This window comes from Streptomyces scopuliridis RB72 (assembly GCF_000718095.1).
Taxonomy (GTDB): domain Bacteria; phylum Actinomycetota; class Actinomycetes; order Streptomycetales; family Streptomycetaceae; genus Streptomyces; species Streptomyces scopuliridis.
This window is the reverse complement of record NZ_JOEI01000036.1, coordinates 139,562-156,449: the sequence shown is the minus strand read 5'-3', so window position 1 is coordinate 156,449 and position 16,888 is coordinate 139,562. Positions and strand designations below refer to the sequence as shown.

At 72.9% G+C, this 16,888-nt stretch carries 11 protein-coding genes; 7 read left to right on the top strand and 4 right to left on the bottom strand.

Going from position 1 to position 16,888, the window contains the following annotated elements; genetic code table 11:
• Positions 1–183 precede the first annotated feature (183 nt).
• Positions 184–729 carry a hypothetical protein gene (locus tag IF11_RS42505; protein WP_240627583.1) on the top strand — a complete coding sequence of 182 codons (546 nt, stop codon included), beginning with the start codon at positions 184–186 and terminating at the stop codon, positions 727–729.
• On the opposite strand, the gene IF11_RS0133540 is transcribed toward IF11_RS42505, so the two are convergent.
• The 4 genes from IF11_RS0133540 to IF11_RS0133525 all read right to left on the bottom strand — a co-directional run bounded on the left by IF11_RS0133540 (position 698) and on the right by IF11_RS0133525 (position 9,300).
• Positions 698–5,392, bottom strand: a complete 4,695-nt coding sequence (locus IF11_RS0133540) for a hypothetical protein (RefSeq protein WP_037729201.1) — start codon at positions 5,390–5,392, stop codon at positions 698–700. The two genes, IF11_RS42505 and IF11_RS0133540, sit on opposite strands and share 32 nt — an antisense overlap.
• A gap of 37 nt (positions 5,393–5,429) precedes the next feature.
• On the bottom strand, positions 5,430–6,362 hold the full coding sequence (locus tag IF11_RS0133535) for a hypothetical protein (RefSeq protein ID WP_030355575.1): 933 nt from the start codon (positions 6,360–6,362) through the stop codon (positions 5,430–5,432).
• Positions 6,363–6,983: 621 nt separating this feature from the next.
• Positions 6,984–8,528: a hypothetical protein gene (locus tag IF11_RS0133530; protein WP_051746424.1), complete on the bottom strand. Its 1,545-nt coding sequence runs from the start codon at positions 8,526–8,528 to the stop codon at positions 6,984–6,986.
• 61 nt (positions 8,529–8,589) lie between these two features.
• The gene (locus IF11_RS0133525; protein WP_030355573.1) at positions 8,590–9,300 is read right to left on the bottom strand and encodes a GntR family transcriptional regulator; all 711 of its coding nucleotides are present in this window, start codon (positions 9,298–9,300) and stop codon (positions 8,590–8,592) included.
• Positions 9,301–9,444: 144 nt separating this feature from the next.
• On the opposite strand from IF11_RS0133525, the gene IF11_RS0133520 reads away from it, so the two are divergent.
• The 6 genes from IF11_RS0133520 to IF11_RS0133495 all read left to right on the top strand — a co-directional run bounded on the left by IF11_RS0133520 (position 9,445) and on the right by IF11_RS0133495 (position 16,881).
• On the top strand, positions 9,445–10,743 hold the full coding sequence (locus IF11_RS0133520; RefSeq protein ID WP_030355572.1) for an MFS transporter: 1,299 nt from the start codon (positions 9,445–9,447) through the stop codon (positions 10,741–10,743).
• Between the two features lie 4 nt (positions 10,744–10,747).
• Positions 10,748–11,512: a LamB/YcsF family protein gene (locus IF11_RS0133515; RefSeq protein ID WP_030355571.1), complete on the top strand. Its 765-nt coding sequence runs from the start codon at positions 10,748–10,750 to the stop codon at positions 11,510–11,512.
• Positions 11,509–12,132: a 5-oxoprolinase subunit B family protein gene (locus IF11_RS0133510; RefSeq protein ID WP_030355570.1), complete on the top strand. Its 624-nt coding sequence runs from the start codon at positions 11,509–11,511 to the stop codon at positions 12,130–12,132. Before IF11_RS0133515 ends, IF11_RS0133510 begins: the two co-directional genes overlap by 4 nt.
• 176 nt (positions 12,133–12,308) lie before the next feature.
• Positions 12,309–13,211 (top strand): 5-oxoprolinase subunit C family protein, encoded by a 903-nt coding sequence (locus IF11_RS0133505; protein WP_051746429.1) that lies wholly within the window; start codon positions 12,309–12,311, stop codon positions 13,209–13,211.
• A gap of 203 nt (positions 13,212–13,414) precedes the next feature.
• Entirely contained in the window at positions 13,415–15,382 is a 1,968-nt protein-coding gene (locus IF11_RS0133500; RefSeq protein WP_240627710.1) for a hypothetical protein, read from the top strand.
• Positions 15,383–15,387: 5 nt separating this feature from the next.
• On the top strand, positions 15,388–16,881 hold the full coding sequence (locus IF11_RS0133495) for an ABC transporter substrate-binding protein (RefSeq protein WP_030355567.1): 1,494 nt from the start codon (positions 15,388–15,390) through the stop codon (positions 16,879–16,881).
• Positions 16,882–16,888 lie beyond the last annotated feature (7 nt).

Below are 16,888 nucleotides of genomic sequence, written 5' to 3'. Positions count from 1 at the left end.
AATGTTCGGCGATCGTCCCGGGAATCTTCCGGGGCGTCCATTCGTCCTTGTGTGCGGGGATCAGGGGTTAGTTGGGAGCACTGCGGGCGGTTTCGCGTATCACATTCGGTTCCATGGCCGGCGTGAAGCGGAGCGAGCCGGGCAGTCACCCTTGAGACGGACATGGGTGGGGAGTGACGGTCCATGGAGACGGATGAGCGGCGTGGCGCGGCGTCGGCGGAGGGGTTCACGGAGGTGTCCCGTGGGCTCTGGGTCGAGGAGCCAGCGAAGCGGTATCGCATGCCGGACGCGGTCAGAACGGCCGCTGTACGCGCGGTGATCATCGCCGCGGTCACACTGATTCAGGCCATGATTGCGTTTCTCAGTACGCTCGCCGGTTCGTGGCTGGCGTTTCCGATGGTGCTGAGCAGTGTGGCCTCCACGGTGGTGGCGACCTGGGGTGTGCTGGACGTATGGGTGACGCGCCAGGTGTGGAACCAGCGCAACGGCGTGGTGTCCGTACCGAGCAGCACCGCGCGCCAGTTGCGCCGGGAGCGGCGCAGGGCCAGGCGCGCGGCGCGTGCCGCCGCGCGGGGTGCGGACCAGGGAGGAGCCCGGATACGACGCGGGGCCCGGCCCGAGGGAGGGGCCGGCGCTCCGGAGGCGGGTCCTCAGGAGGCCGGCCCCGCGGGGGCCGGTGCTCAGGAGGCCGGTGCCGCTACTCCGCTACGGGCTCCGGCGTCCGTTTGAACATCCGCGTCGCGGTGATCTCGCCGTGCACGGTCTCGCCGTCCGGGTCCTGCTGCGGCAGGCCGGGGCGCAGATGCTCCTCCACGCTGATGTACTTCAGCCCCGCGCGCAGATCGGCGTCATTGCGCAACCGGATGACCAGCGGGAATTCCGCGAGCGCGGTCGTGTCGAAGAGGCCCGTGGTGTAGAGGAGCTGCACCCCCAGGGCATCGGAGACGGCGCGCTGGAGCTCCAGCAGATAGGTGGCGTTGGCGCGGCCGATCGGATTGTCGAGGAAGAGCGTGCCCGCGTGCCGGTGCTTGTCGCGGCCCCGGTCATTGCTGCGCAGCGCCGCCATCGTGCAGTAGAGCGCGATCGCGGCGGTGAGCAGCTGGCCGCCCGAGAAGACATCGCCCATCTGTCCGACCGGAACCCGCTCGGCGCGCAGTACGGCGTCGGGCTTGAGGATCTCGACAGCGACACCTCGGGGCTGGAGCGCCGCCTGAACTCCACGCAGCAGCAGGGACATTCCGTCCCTGCGCAGATCGGAGTTCTTCTTCAGGGCCGCGCGGGTCGCCTCGTCGACGACCTCGCCGAGCCGCTCGGTGAGCGTCGTGCGGTCCGGCTCCTCGAAGCGGATCCGCAGGAACTCCTGGCCGGACCACTCCCCCAGGCCCTCGGGCAGCCGGGAGAGCCGCTGGGCCAAACGGAGCGTCGTGAGCGCGGAGTCCACCAACCCGCGCAGCCGGTCCACGATCGAGTCGCGGTTGCGCTCCAACTGGGCGAGCTCGTCCGTCAGTACGCGCAGCCGGGGCGCGAACGCCTGGGCCCACGCGGCGGCGTGCTCGGGCAGCGCGGACGCGGGCAGTTCGCGGATCTGCTGACGGGCGGGGGTGCGGACCTGCTCGTAGCGGGTGGCGTTGGCATGCCGTACGAGCACGTCGCAGGCTTCCCGTACGCCGGCTTCCGCCGCGGAGAGGTCGCCCGCGCAGGCGCGCAGTGAACGGCGGGCCTCGGCCGTGGAGTGCCGCGCCTCCTCCAGCGTGCCCGGGTACGGCTCCGGCGCCTGGGTCTCCTCGTCGCCGCGCTTCGGGTCGTGGTCGTCGGCCGCCGCGCCGCGCAGCAGATCGCGCAGGAGGGCGGCCGTCTCGTCGAAGCCGCCCGCGCCGTCCTCGGCGGCGCGGTGCGCGTACAGCAACTCGCCGTGGGCGGCCCGCGCGGTCTCCAGCGCGTCGGTCCGTACGGCCAGTTCGGTGGTGGCGGTACGCAGCAGGGTCTGCGCCTGCTCGGCGTCGGCCGGGACCAGCTCCGCGGGCAGTTCGGTGTGCGTGTCGCCGTCCTCGGGGGCGAGCCGCTCGGCCTCGCCGCGGAACCGGCCCAGTTGCTCGCTCGCGGTGGAGGCGCGCGACTCCAGCATCTGGACGAGCGACTCGGCGCGGGCGGCGGCGGCCTGCCGGGACGGGCCGTCGGCGCCGTCGGTGGATTCGAGGAGCTGGGCGGCGCGGGTGCGGACCTTGTTGGTGAGCCGGTCCAGCTCGGCGAGGGCGGCGCTCTCATCGCTCTCCGCGCGCGCCTGCTCGGCGCGCAGATCGGCGCCGACGCCCACCTTCTCGTAGAGCTGGGAGGCGGCACGGTAGGCCTCGCGCAGAGCGGGCAGCGCGGCGCGCGGGGCGTCCGCTTCCGGCTCGGGGACGGTCTCCGGGGCGCCGGCGATCTCGGCGCGTTCGGCGCGCAGGGCGCGGGCGGTACGGCGGGCGTCGTCGGCGGCGCGCTGGGCGGCCCTGCGGTCCTCGTCGGCGGCGCGCGCCCGCTCCAGGCATACGGTCGCGCGCGCCTCGGACTCGGCGGCGTCGTCGGCCAGTTCGCGCAGCTTCGCCTGCCATCCCGACCGCTCGCGGAGCCGGAACGCGAGACCGGCCAGCGCGTCGGCGGCGCGGCGGGCGCGCTGGGCCGCGTCCTGGCGTTCGTCACGTACCCGCGCGGTGTCCGCGGCGGCCTCGTCCGCCTCGGCGCGGGCCGTCCGGGCCTCGGCGAGGGTCGCGGCGGCCGTCTCGGCCGATTCCCTGGCGGTCCCGGCGGCGGCCGCCAGCTCCAGGAGCATGCCGGGCGGGCAGTCCGCACGCCAGGAGCCGAGCCGGGCGGCGAGCGAGCGGTCGCCGGTGAGCCGGGCCGCGAGCACCCGGATCTCCTCGTCACGGGCCGCCGCACGGCTGCGCAGCGCTTGGCGTTCCTCGTCGGCGGCGTGTTCGTCGTGCATGGCCGGGTTCGGCGGTACGAGGAACACCCCGCTGTCGGCCGGTCCTTCGGAGCCAGGGCCCGGTACGGGGGCCAGCAGCGCGGCGGCGGTGCCCACGGCGACGGCCGAGCGCGGCAGCAGGGCGGCGCCCGCGAGTGCCTCGCGGGCGCGGGCGTGCGAGGCGGGGTCGGTGATCACGACGCCGTCGACGAGCTCCGGCCTGGCGGCCAGCACCGCGGCGTGGTCGCCCGGGTCGACGGCCTGGGCCAGATAGCGCCAGCCGGGGAGGGCGGGGATGCCGTGCTCGCCGAGGTACTCGACGGTGGCGAGGACATCGGGCCCCGGCGGCAGCAGCCCGCCGTCGCCGAGCGCGCCGAGGATACGCGAGTCGTCGGCCGCGGCGGTGCGCAGATCGAAGAGCTGCCGCTCGGCGGAGGTGATGCCCTGGTCGAGCAGTTCGCGCAGTTCGTCGGCGTACCGGTCGAGGTCCTCGGGGCTCAGCGGCCCGTCGGGATGCCGGGAGGTGTGCCTGACCGGGGCATCCGGCTCCCGGTCGCCGGTGCCGTCGCGCGGGGCGGGGACCGAGGCCAGGGCGGCGGCCGTCGCGGGCAGGCTGAGCAGTCCGGCCAGCCGCTCGTCCTGGGCGATCGACTCCGCCGCGCGGCGCTCCGCGTCGTACGCGTGCTCCGCGGCCTGCGCGGCGTCGGCGGCGCGGGCGGCGGCCAGTTCTGCGCGGGACTCCGCGGAGGCCGCCTCCCTGGCCCGGTCGGCGGCCGTGCGCGCGGCCTCGCGCGCGGTGTCCCAGCCGGCGACGGCGGACTTCTCCGCGTCGCTCGCGGCCAGCGCGGCGCGGGCCGGATCCGCGTCGGGCGCCGTGTCGTCGAGCCAGCCCGCGCGTACCGCCTCGGCCGTCTCCTGCCCGACCTCCGCGAGACGCTGGCGCAGATGCCCGGCCTCACTGCGGGCGCGCTGTGCCTCGGTGGCGGCGGAGGTCGCGTCGCGGTGAGCGGCCTCGCCCGTCTCCTGGAGCGCGGCGGAACGCTCCTCCTCCTCGTTCGCCAGCCGCTCGCCGTCCTCGGCGGCGGCGTGCAGCGCGCGTACGAGATCGGCCGCGGCGGTGGCCCGCGCGGCCAGCGCGGGCGCGGCGTCGCGCTCGGCCTCCCGGATGGCGACGGCCACGCGCGCGGAGCGGTCGGCGGCGGCGCGGTGGCGCAGCACGGCCTCGGCGGCCTGCCAGGCGGAGTGCAGCGTACGAGCGTCGGTCAGCTCGCGGCGCTGGGCGGCGGCGCGCTTCTCGGCGACGGTGAGGGCGAGCGAGGCGTGCCGGTAGGCCAGTTCGGCGGCGATCAGCGCACTGCGGCCGCGCGCCTGCTCGGCGGAGGTCACCGTATGGGCGGCGGCGGTCACCTGCTGGGCGAGATCGGCGGCCCGCTCCCGCTCCTCCGCCGCGCGGGCCGTGAGCCGGCGTACGAGGGTACGGGCCCGGCGCTCGGCGCCCGCGTGGATGTCACGGGCGCGGGCGCGGGTGTCGGCGGCCTCGACGATCCGGCCGAGCAGATCGACGGACCCGGCCGTGAAGTCGCGCTCCGCGGTGAGCTCGGCACGTCGGCCCAGCTTGTTGCCGAAGCCCCCGACGAGATCCGCGAGCCCGTCCGTGTCCCGCGTGTCGGTGACGGCCCGCAGCAGCAGATCGGTGAAGTCGGAGTCCTTCTTCACCGCGAAGAGGCCCGCCGCCTCGCCCTCGTCGGCGTTCATCTCGCGCTGGTAGCGGAAGAGTTCGGGGTCGAGGCCCAGATCGCCGAGGTGCTCGTTCCAGCGGTCGTGGATCTCCTCCCAGTGGACGTCCAGATGGGGATAGAACTTGCCCGCCTCGGTGAGGGCGTCCCGGAAGCCCTTCATCGTGCGCCGCCTCCCGCGGGCGCCCGAGGCGCCCTCCACGGGAGGCCGTACGGCGGTGGACTCGGCGACGGGCAGGGAGTCGAGACTGAGCCCGGGGCCCGGCCGGAAGGAGTACCAGCCCTCGGCGAACTTCCGCGGATCGTTGGACACCTGACGGCCGCGCCACTCACTGGCCTTGCCGACCACCACGAGTTCACCGGTGAGCGTGTGCTGCCATTCCAGCGCGACATGGCCGCAGTCGTCCGCGAGGAGGAACTTCCGCAGCACGCCGGAGCTGGCGCCGCCGAGCGTATTGCGGTGTCCCGGCAGCATCACCGAGAAGATCAGCTTGAGCAGTACGGACTTGCCGCCGCCGTTCTCCAGGAAGAGCACGCCCGCGGGGGCGGGACGGCGCGGCGGGCCGACCGGCTCCTCCTCGAAGAACTCCGCCTGGGCAGGGGCGGGGTGGGGCACAGGCGCGCCCACTCCGCGCAGATCGAGCACGGTGTCGGCGTAGCGCGCACCGGCAGGGCCGATGGAGTAGAGGCGGACCCGGGACAGCTCGTACATGGCGGGACTCTCGTCGTGGTGGGGGGGTCGGGCGGGATCAGGCGTGGAACGGCAGACCGGCGTCGGCGGCCAGCTCCAGATCGTCGCCCTCGGGCGGTGGCAGCAGGGTGGCGGAGCCGTCGGTGACGGGGACGACGCCCAGCTCCAGCAGCTCGGCCATGGCCGCGTGGCCCGCCATGTCGCGGACCTGGAGCTGGTAGCGGGCGGTGGTGCGGTAGGCGCCGCCGGCGTCGTCGCCGGTGCGCTGGAGAAAACCGGAGTCGGTGAGGAACGCGACGGCCTTGCCGACGATGCCGGTGGTGGAACCGGCCAGCCTGCGGGCGTCCTTGGTCGCGCCCGTGGCACTGCGCCGTGCGTAGATCCGCCACGCGGCTTCCAGGCCCGGCTCGCCGGTCGACGGGTCGGTGTTCTCCCCCTCCTCCCCGGCGCGCTCCTCCAGCCGGCGACACGCCTGCCGTACGAAGGCGTCGACGCCGTTGACCGTGATCCGGCCGATGTATCCGTCGTCGGCGAGGTCGGCGGGGCGGGGGAACGCCATGGCCGCGACGGCGAGATGGGCGAGGCCGTGCAGGAAGCGGTCGGCGGAGTCGGTGGCGGCGCGGCGGGCGTAGTCGCCCATCCGGACCGCGAAGACCGAGTCCTCGCCGGCGGTCACGGCCATGCCGGCGCGGGGGGAGACCTCCAGGACGACGAGGCCGAAGCCGGTGGCGATGGCGTCGGCGACGCGGGCGAAGGCGGGGTCTTCGCGGTAGCGGCGGAGGAGTTCGGTGTACTCGGCGTCGCGGGCGGGGAGCAGCTTGGGCTGAAGGCCGAAGGAGACGAGGCGGGCGGCGTCGGCGGCGTCTGCGGGTGTCACGTGGCCGGCGTGGCCGGCGGAGCCGGCGGTCGCGGGTGCGGTCGCGGTCTCGGCCGCGTTGGCGTCGGCGGTCTCGGTCCACGCGGCGGGGTGCTCGGCGTGGTGGTCGGTCACGGGGTCTCCTTGTGCGGGGCGGTGCGGTTGCGGTTGCGGTTGCGGTTGCGGTTGCGGTTGTTGTGGCTGGTGCCGGGGGCCGGGGGGGGTGCGGTGTCCGGACTGCTTTCCTCACCGCGCTTCGCGCGAGCTGCGACGCTTTACGTCCGGACACGCACCTCCTCCGACCCCGACCCCCTCCCCCCGGCGGTCAGTCCCGGCCTCCGCCCGGCCGGGGGTTGGGGGTAAGTGCGGGCCGGTGGGCCCGGCCATTCGCCGCCTCGGCAGGGGCGAGTGGGCCAGTGCGGGATGGTGCGGTCGCCTCGCGCACGGCCCCGTCGCTTGTGCGGGCGGCGAAGGGGGGCGCGCAGGGGTCGTGTCCGGGACACTGAAGCGTGATGTGTGGCGCACGAACGCCCGCATCCTGACTATGGGCAGAGTCGCGCCGTACGGGGGTCCGGGGGTGTCCCCCGGAAAGCACAGCATGCCGTCCCGGGCGCGAGCCCCGGAGCGCACCCCGGCAACAACCCGCACCCGACCACCGGCCCCAGCCGAAACGCACCCAGGACCACGACCCCCCGCAAGGCGCGCACCGCGCCACCCGGTGACAACCCGCAGACGAAGACCGGCCCCAGTCACAACTCACGCGCCCTCGACCCGCACCGCGTCCCCGACGCGCACGCCCAAGCGGACCGTGCCTACGATCAGGTCCGCCCCGCCGAACTCCGGGTCGTCCAACCGCGTGCCGTCGTCGACCGCGAACAGCAGGCTCTCCTCTCCCTGCCGGTACGCCGTGCCCACCGGCGGGCTCGCCGCGTGGATGGCCAGGAGGGCGACCAGATACGGCAGTTCGGGATCGCGCCGGCGCGCCTCCGCCAGCAGGCCCGAGAGGCGGCGCGGGGCGTCGTGTTCCAGGTCGAGCAGTTCCTTCGCGCTCGCCAGTTGCTCTTCGCTGAAGCGGCTGTCGTCCGGGGTCGCGATCAGGTCCGGTTCCGGCATCTCCGCGCCCAGGTGTTCCCGCTCGACCGGTGGTGTCAGCAGCAGGTCGATCAGGTCGCCGACGCGGACGGAGACGGGCGTGCGCAGGCCGGTGCCGCGGGCGAAGAACGCGTCCGTCACGCGTGTGGCGCGCTCGACGGTCAGGGGCAGCAGCGGGGCGAGCAGCTGGCCGTACAGGTCGAGGCCCGTGCGGGCGGTGGGGCGGGCGAAGGCCTGGCGGTCCTGTTCCGCGCGGAAGAGCGGGCCCGCCTCCAGCAGCCGGGACTGGAGCTGGGTATGCCGGCGGATGCAGTCCTTGACGATGTCGACCAGTTCGGCCGCGCGACGCTTGTGCTCGGCGGTCTTGGGGTCCGCGCCGGTCTCGGCCTCGTCGCGGGCCTTGCGGATGTTGGTCAGGATCGCGTTCTCGTGGCGGTACCGGTCGGCGACATGGTCGAGGGCTTCGTCGATCAGGTCCGGCACGGCGTTGAGCCAGTCGACCGCCCGTACGTTGCGGCGGGTCGCCTCCAGCGTCCTGCGGAGCGTCTCCGCGTACTGCACGGTGCGGTATCTGGCCTGTTCGGCGGCGAGTTGGGCGTCGGCCAGTCTGCCGCGGCTGATCAGCACTTCGAGCTTGACCTCGGCGGCGATCTGCGCGCTGGTGACGTCCGTGTCGAGCGCGCCGACCAGGACGTTGACCGCTTCGTCGGTGGTCCGCAGGAAGACGCTGCCGCCGTGCCCGGGGACCTCTTCGATGAGTTTGAAGTCGTAGTCCCTGCGGGTGTAGACGCCGTCGGTGCCGAACGTGCCGTACACCGCGCGGAATCCGCGGTCCACGCTGCCGACGTTGATCAGATTCTCCAGCACCCAGCGGGCGACGCGCTCATGCTCCGCGACCGGGCGCCGGGGCGCCTGCGCGGCGACGCGTGGCAGCAGTCGGGACACGATCTGCTCATGGTCGGCGCCGGTGTCGAAGTCCATGTTCAGCGTGACCAGATCGATGGCCGAGAGCGCGACCTCCGCCATCGCGTAGACGGAGTACTCACCCGCGAGATTGGCCTTGCGGGTGTCCAGGTCGTGCAGCGGAGCGGTGCAGGCGAGCGCGCGCAGCCGCCGCGCGAGCCCTTCGTCGGCGGCCGGGCCCATCGCGGGCCGCGGCCCCGCGCTGAGCTGGGGCGGAGCGAAGTCCGTCGAGGCAGGCGAAGTCACGCTGCACAGATTATGTCCTCGCACTGACAACGGGCGAAACGGTGCGGAAGCGGCCCCCGCCTCACTCCGTCCCGTCCTCGGCGACGAGCCTCGCGTACACCTCCACGAGCTGCTCGCGCGAGTCGTCCAGATACGTGGCGAGCATCCGTTCCGTGCCTTCCCTGTCCCCGGATGCGAGGGACTCCAGGATCTGCCGGTTCCGTACGAGGTACGGCTCGTGCAGCAGGCGCGGGTCGTCCACCACGTGGAAGGCGAGCCGTAGTTCGGCCAGTACGGCGCTCATCAGTTCGTCGGTGCGTACGCTGCCCGCCAGCGCGACCAGTTCGCGGTGGAAGTGGATATTCGCCGTCGAGACGCCCTTCCAGCGCCCTTCGCGGGCCGCCCGCCGGCCGTTGGAGACCGCCTTCTCCAGGCCGTCGAGCGTGAACGGGGGCTTGCCGAGGCCGCGTACGACCGCGCATTCGATCAGCCGGCGCGTGCGGTAGATGTCCTCGACGTCCTCGACCGCGAGCACTCGCACGAAGACCCCGCGGTTGAGCTCATGGACGAGCAGCCGCTCGTGCGTGAGCAGCCGGAACGCCTCGCGCAGCGTGTTGCGGGAGACGACCAGCGCCTTGCCGATGGACTCCTCCGAGAGCCGTTCGCCGGGCTGGAAGTACCCCTCCGCGATGCGGGTGCGCAGGATGTCCGCCACCCGTTCCGCCGTGCTGGTACGGCCCAGCAGGGGGCGGTCGTCCGCCAGCTCGCCGAGTTCGGTCCCGCTCGTCGCCACAGCGCCCTCTTCCGTCTCCGTTCGCGTATGGACTCATCGTAGAAGCAAGAACGAAACAACAAGAGTCTTGTCGGATCGTTGAACAATCCCCTACGGTCTTCTCAGCTCACGGTCCCAGCACACTCCCTTTCCTGCGAGGTGCAGATGAGCACGACGCAAGCACGCCTGAGCAAGGACGGACTTCCCGACGACACCGGCGCGTTCGCCTGGCTGCGGGCCCTGGGGCCGCAGGGGCGCCGGGCCTTCGCCGGCGCGTTCGGCGGCTACGGCCTGGACTCGTACGACTTCTTCACGCTGCCGCTGTCCATGGTGGCGATCGCCGCGTACTTCAGCCTCGACAGCGGCCAGACGGGGCTGCTCACCACCGTCACCCTCGTCGTCTCGGCCATCGGCGGGGCGGTCGCCGGGGTGCTCGCCGACCGCATCGGCCGGGTCAGGGCCCTGATGATCACCGTCATCACCTACGCGGTCTTCACCGTGCTCTGCGGATTCGCGCCCAACTACGAGACGCTGCTGGTCTTCCGCGCCCTCCAAGGGCTCGGCTTCGGCGGCGAGTGGGCGGTCGGCGCGATCCTCGTCGCGGAGTACGCCTCCGGCAAGCACCGCGGCCGTACGCTCGGCGCCGTCCAGAGCGCCTGGGCGGCCGGCTGGGCGCTCGCGGTCATCGTCTACACGCTGGTCTTCCAGTTCCTGGACGCGGACACCGCGTGGCGCGTGATGTTCTGGACGGGCGCGCTGCCCGCCCTGCTGATCGTCTACGTACGACGGAACGTCCATGACGCGCCCGAGGCCGCCGCGCAGCGTCGCGAGAGCGCGGAGAAGGGCTCGTTCACCGCGATCTTCCGCGAGGATCTGCTGCGTACGACGTTCTTCGCGACGCTCATGTCCACCGGCGTGCAGGGCGGTTACTACACGCTCGCCACGTGGGTGCCGACCTATCTCAAGACGGAGCGCGGCCTCACGGTGGTCGGCACGGGCGGCTATCTGACCTTCCTGATCACCGGCGCCTTCACCGGCTATCTGACCGGCGGGTATCTCACCGACCGGCTGGGCAGGAAGAAGAACATCGCGATCTTCGCCATCCTGTCCGCCGTCGCCATCCTGGCCTACATCAATATCCCGGCGGGCGCGGACGGTCTGCTGCTCGTCCTCGGATTCCCGCTCGGCTTCTGCATGTCGGCCATCTTCAGCGGCTTCGGCTCGTTCCTCAGCGAGCTGTATCCGACGGCCGTACGCGGTACCGGCCAGGGCTTCACGTACAACACCGGGCGGGCCGTGGGCGCGCTCTTCCCCACGCTTGTCGGCTTCCTGGCGACCAGCTGGGGGGTGGGGGGCGCCCTGGTCTTCGGCGCGGTCGGTTACGGTCTCGCGGTACTCGCGTTGATCGGGCTGCCCGAGACCCGCGGCCGCGAACTGCTCGTACCCGAACCGGTCGGAAGGTGACTCCATGACCTGGGCGTCCATCGATCTCAACGCCGATCTCGGCGAGGGCTTCGGCCACTGGCGGCTGACCGAGGACGAGGAGCTGCTCTCCGTCGTCACCAGCGCCAATGTGGCCTGCGGCTTCCACGCCGGGGACGCGGCCACCATGCGGCGGGTCTGCGGCTGGGCCGTCGAGCGCGGGGTCCGGATCGGCGCCCAGGTCTCGTACCGCGATCTGGCCGGCTTCGGCCGCCGCTCGATGGAGGTGCCCGCGGACGAGCTGGCCGCCGAGGTCGCGTACCAGATCGGCGCGCTGGAGGTGTTCGCGAAGGCGGCGGGCGCCCGGGTCGCCTATGTCAAACCGCACGGCGCCCTCTACAACCGGGTGGTCCATGACGCGGAGCAGGCGGAGGCCGTCGTGGAGGGCGTGATGCTGACCGGCGAGCGGCTGCCGCTGCTCGGTCTGCCGGGCTCGCTGCTCCATGACGTGGCGGAGAAGGCCGGACTGCCCGTCGTCACCGAGGCGTTCGCCGACCGGGCCTACACCTCGGAGGGCACGCTGGTGCCGCGCGGGCAGGACGGCGCCGTGATCACGGACGCCTCCGCGGTGGTGGAACGGTCCGTGTCCATGGCCCGGTTCGGCGTGGTGACCTCTCTGTACGGACGGTCCGTCGGCGTCCGCGCCCGTTCGCTCTGTCTGCACGGCGACACCCCGGGCGCCGTGGATCTCGCCCGCCGGGTGCGCCGCCGACTGGAGGCCGCCGGTGTCCGGGTGGAGTCGTTCGTATGAGGGCGCTGCCGGTCGGCGACCGGGCGCTCCTCGTCGAACTGGCCGACGGCGAGGAGACGGCCGCGTTCCACGCCGAGTTGCTGCGCCGCCGCGCCGCGGGCGTCCTGCCGCCGGTGCGGGAGATCGTCCCCGCGGCCCGCACCGTACTGCTCGACGGCCTGGACGATGCGGCGAGCTTCGCCGCGGGGCTGGACGGCTGGCGGGCCGAGGCGCCGGACGCGCGCGTGCCGGACACGGTGGAACTGCCGGTCCGTTACGACGGTCCTGATCTGGCGGAGGTCGCCGCGCTGTGGGGCGTGCCGGCCGAGGAGGTGGCACGGATCCACTCCGCGGCCGAATTCCGGGTGGCCTTCTGCGGGTTCGCGCCCGGCTTCGGCTATCTCACCGGGCTGCCCGCGCGGTACGCCGTGCCCCGCAGGCCCACGCCCCGTACCGCCGTCCCCCCGGGTTCGGTCGCGCTCGCAGGCCCGTACACCGGGGTGTATCCGCGCTCCTCACCCGGCGGCTGGCAGCTGATCGGGACGACGGACACCGTCCTGTGGGACCCGGCGCGGGTGCCTGCGGCGCTGCTCGCGCCCGGGACGCGGGTGCGCTTCGTGGCGACGGCGGCCGGCCGATGACGGACCGGGCGCCAGGGCCTGTCCGGCGGATCTTCACGGGCCCGCAACGCCTGGCACCGCACCTCGCCGCGTTGTCGGAGTCGTCCGAGTACGGCCGGGCCATCCACAACGCCGATCCTCCGCCTTGCGATGCTCCCCCGTGGCCTGAACCGCACGGGGGTACCCCCGGCACCGGACTGCCGCGGCCTGATCCGCAAAGATCCGCCGGACAGGCCCTGGCCGTCGTACGGTCCGGGGCGCTGACCACCGTGCAGGACCTCGGCCGGTACGGGCACGCGCATCTGGGGGTGCCGCGCTCCGGGGCCCTCGATCCGCCGGCGCTGCGGCTGGTCAACCGGCTGGTGGGCAATCCGGAGGGCGCCGCGGCGCTGGAGACGACGCTCGACGGCTGTGCGGTTCGGCCGCGCCGCGCGGTGACCGCGGCGGTCGCCGGGGCGCCGTGCCCGGTCCTGGTCGACGGCCGCCCCGCTCCCTGGGGCGCTCCCGTGCGGGTGCCGGCGGGCGCGCTGCTTGAGGTGGGGAGGGTCGTCTCCGGGGTCCGGAGCTATGTGGCGTTCGGCGGCGGGGTGGCGGTGGAGCCGGTCCTCGGCAGCCGGTCGACGGATCTGCTGTCGGGCCTCGGGCCGGCGCCGCTGCGCGAGGGTACGGTCCTGCCGCTGGGCCCGGCGACGGGGCGCGCGGCGCCGGTCGACGGGGTGCCCACGCAGGCGCCGCCCGCCGAACTGGTGCTGCGGATACGGCTCGGGCCGCGCGACGACTGGTTCACGAGCGCGGCCCTGCGCACGCTGGCCACGCGCGTCTACCGGGTGTCGGCGGCGAGCAACCGCATCGGGCTGCGTACGGAGGGCCCGCCCCTGGAGCGTGCCGTCTCCGCCGAACTGCCCAGCGAGGGCATGGTGACGGGGGCCGTGCAGGTGCCGCCCGACGGCCGGCCGCTGGTGTTCCTCGCCGACCATCCGACGACCGGGGGCTATCCGGTGGTCGCGGTCGTGGCGGAGCGCGACCTCCCGGCGGCGGCGCAGGCCGCGCCGGGAACGCCCGTGCGGTTCGTAGCGGTACGGCACCGGTCTTCCGGGTGAAGCCATGAGGACCAGGGGCCGAACGGAAATTGGCCGAAGGGGCGGTGTGTGCGGCGGTCCGATCCCGGCAAGTTCACCGTTCGTCTCATCAACCACCGTAAAATCAGGAGTGGTTGAGAGGCTCTCCGGTAGGCTTGACGGTGTAGCCCCACGTGTGCGGGGCGGGTGGCTCGGGGGGGCTGATGCGCGTGACGGAATCCGGAGTGCGCATAGGCCTCAGGGGCCGCAACGGGATCGTCTCCCTCGTCGATGAGTGTCTGAGGCAGCCGCCCACCGCGGAACGTCCGGTGACGATGCTGCTCGGCCCGCGCGGCAGCGGCGCCAGCGAGGCGCACAGCGCGCTGATGGAGCAGTTCGGCCCCGAGAATCCGTTCGCCTACGTCAATCTCGCCGCCGAGCACGGGCTGCTGCCGCGCTACGGTCTGGGGCTGCTCGCCCGGCAGCTCGAACGGAAGCTGCCGCGGTACCGCCGCTCCCACTTCCCCCGGCTCACCCTCGGGCTGCTCGCCTCCGACCATGAGCTGCGGATGACCAGCCTGGCCGAGGGGCGGCGCAATATCCGGCGGGAGCTGGACGCGTTCCAGGAGCGGGCCGAGGCCCGGTACGGCGACTATCTGGCCGCCTTCTTCGAGGTGGCCGGCGGCGCCGTGGGAGCCCCTGACGGCGCGTCGACGGCGGCGCTCGCGCTGCTGCGGGACGGCCTGCGGCGCGGCCGTCGCCGGCTGCCCGGCCGTAAGTTCACCGGAAGCGCCGCGTGGTACGGCGGTCATCCGCTCATCCGGAGCCAGGACCCGTGGGAGGCGCTGGTCGAGCTCAACCTCTGGCGGCACGACGGCGACGCGGAGGACGAGGAGCGGCTCGACCGCGTGCTGTTCTCGGCGTTCCTGGCGGATCTGCGGGACAACGCGGACCACTCGTTCATGCCCCGCTCGTATCTGCTGCTGCTCGACAACTCCCATTCGGAGTACGGCCGTCGCTTCCTCGATCTGCTGATCCGCGCCCGGCACGACGACACCGTGGTGGCGGGGCTCTCCTGCGACCCGCTGACCATCGTCGCCAGCTCCAACCGCTGGCTGCCGCGCTGGGGCCCGGCCACCGGCGACCAGTGGCCCTGGCAGCTGCGCGGCCCGGACCGGGCCTCTCTCACGGACTGGAGCGAGCACCGGCCGACCCGCGACAGTGACGACACCTGGTGGTATCCGCTGCGGCTGCGGGATCTCAACCTCGACGAGGTCCGTATCCGTATCGAGCTGGAGCTGCGCCGCCACTCGGATCTGGCGCCCTTCACCCGGCTCGCGCCCTTTGTGCACCGGCTGACCTGCGGGCTGCCGAGCGCCGTGCACCAGGTCCTGGAGGTGCTGCGGCACTCCGACGTACCGGCCGAGGACGGCCCCGAGCAGGACCGCTGGCTGCGCGGCCTGCCCGACCGTACGCTGCGCGACGGCGAGGAGACTCTCACGCTCGCCGACGCCGCGCTCGACCATCTGCTCCAGGGCATCGACGAGCCGCGGCGCGCCACGCTCGCCGAGTGCGCAGCCGCGCGTGATCTGTCGATCGGTACGCGGGTGCTCAGCCCCGGGGACTCACTCTTCGGCGAGATGCGCGCCCGCTGGCTGCTGCTCGGCCCGGGAGGCGTGACACCGGCGCTCCACCCCTGGCCGCGACGGCTGCTGCTGTGGCGGCTGGCCCGGCGCCCCGACGACTGGGACACCGTGCACGAACTCCTCGCTGAGCACTTCGGATCCGTGGGGCGCACGGTCCAGGAGATGTACCACCGGCTGGCCTGGGGCCGGATCGACGAGGTGACCGCCCATCTGGTCGGGCGCTTCCCCGGGGTCCCCGCGGCGCAGTGGATCAGTGAGTTCAACGCGATCACGGCGGCGCCCAACCGGCTCGTCTCCACGGGCGGTCCGCTGGACCTGCTCGCCGGACTCGGCCCGGGAGAGCCCGGCGAAGCCGTCACCACCGCGGCGGTGATCCGGGAGCTGATCATCACCCGCTGGGTGTGGAGCGATCCGCTCGCCGACCCGGGAATGCGGCTGAACGATCTGATCGCCGACGGGTTCAACCAGTTGTCGCGGCTGCGCAGGAACGATGTCGTGGCGCTGTTCAACGAGGCGGAGCGCTATCGCCACTGGCGCCATCCGCTGACGTCCACGAGCGAGGGGTGAGCGGGATGCGCAGACTCGAATGGCCGCTGCACATCGTGCGCCGCGTGGTGATCGGGGTGGTCGTCCTCGCCGTACTCGCGGTGGCGATCCCGCTGGGCATCCGTTGGATCGGGGACGTCCGGGCCCGGTGCGACGACGGTGTCGTCAAGCGCGGCGAGAACAAGGAGTGCGTCGGCGTCACCGACGGCTCGTACCATTTCGCGGGCCACCTCGCCGCCGTGGTGAAGAAGATCAAGGAAGAGAACGACAAGGTCAGCAAGGAGGCCGAGGAGGGGGAGCCGTATGTCAGCGTCGCGTATCTGACCTCCTTCACGCTCACCAACGACGACAGCAACTCCGAGGATTCGGTACGGCACGAACTGGAAGGCGCCTATCTCGCGCAGTACCGGCACAACCGCGGCGATCTCGCGTCCTCCCCCAAGATCCGGCTGCTGATCGCCAATACCGGCAGCAGCTCGGCGCACTGGAACTACACCGTGGACGAGCTGATCGACCGGATGGACTCCGCCGACAAGCTGGTGGCCGTCACCGGTCTGGGCCCCAGCACCGACCCGAATCTGGAGGCGCTGAGGAAGCTCTCCAAGAGCGGCCTCGCCACCGTCGCCAGCACCATGACCGCCACCAATATCCAGGGGATCTCCGGCTTCGTACGGGTTTCGCCCACCAATGTGGACGAGGCGTACGCCGCGACGGCCTACCTGAAGGGGTCCACGAAGCTCCGTACGGCGGTGGTCGTCCAGGACGCCGCCAAGACCAATCTGTACGCCGCCACCCTGGGCACCGCCTTCACCGAGGCGTTCCCCGACAAGAAGACCGGCCACCGGCTGGTGGCGGAGCGGATGACGTTCGACTCGTCGGTGCCCGGCGGCGCCTGGAAGAACGAGCTGCGCTATTTCCCCGCGCAGCTCTGCGACACACGGCCGCAGGTCATCTACTTCGCGGGCCGCGGGCGGCACCTCACCAACTTCCTCGATTCGCTGGCCAACCGCAGCTGCACGGACCACACGTTCACGGTCCTCGCCGGTGACGACACCTCGAACCTGGACCGGGAGCAGATCGCCCACGCCGTCGAGAACGACGTCACGGTGCTCTTCACGGGGCTGGCCCATCGCGACATGTGGCGGGCCGATCCCAGGCGGGTCTCCGAACGCTCGGCGCGGTACTTCCAACAGGGCGGCCAGATGGACGAGTGGTTTCCGACCGACGACCGCTACGACGGCCAGGACATCATGGCCCATGACGCGGTTCTGACCGCCGCCGAGGGCATACGCATGGCGGCGATCGGCGGCCCCGACTCGGTGACAGGAATCACGGTGCGCCGGATGTTCCACCAGATGAACGGGCCGCAGCAGGTGGCGGGGGCGAGCGGGTTCATCTCCTTCCAGAACAACGGCAATCCGCGCAACAAGGCCGTCCCGATCCTCCGCCTCAACGCGCAGGGCCGCGCCGAACTCGTCGAGGTCTCCTCCGCCCAGGGCAAGCCTCCCGAGGGGCAGTGACCCGGCG

What these genes read in the sequence shown, in the direction of transcription:
- IF11_RS0133495 (WP_030355567.1), top strand. Translation starts at nt 15,388, where the DNA reads ATGCGCAGACTCGAATGGCCGCTGCACATCGTGCGCCGCGTGGTGATC.
- IF11_RS0133540 (WP_037729201.1), bottom strand. Translation starts at nt 5,392, where the DNA reads ATGTACGAGCTGTCCCGGGTCCGCCTCTACTCCATCGGCCCTGCCGGT.
- IF11_RS0133515 (WP_030355571.1), top strand. Translation starts at nt 10,748, where the DNA reads ATGACCTGGGCGTCCATCGATCTCAACGCCGATCTCGGCGAGGGCTTC.
- IF11_RS0133510 (WP_030355570.1), top strand. Translation starts at nt 11,509, where the DNA reads ATGAGGGCGCTGCCGGTCGGCGACCGGGCGCTCCTCGTCGAACTGGCC.
- IF11_RS42505 (WP_240627583.1), top strand. Translation starts at nt 184, where the DNA reads ATGGAGACGGATGAGCGGCGTGGCGCGGCGTCGGCGGAGGGGTTCACG.
- IF11_RS0133520 (WP_030355572.1), top strand. Translation starts at nt 9,445, where the DNA reads ATGAGCACGACGCAAGCACGCCTGAGCAAGGACGGACTTCCCGACGAC.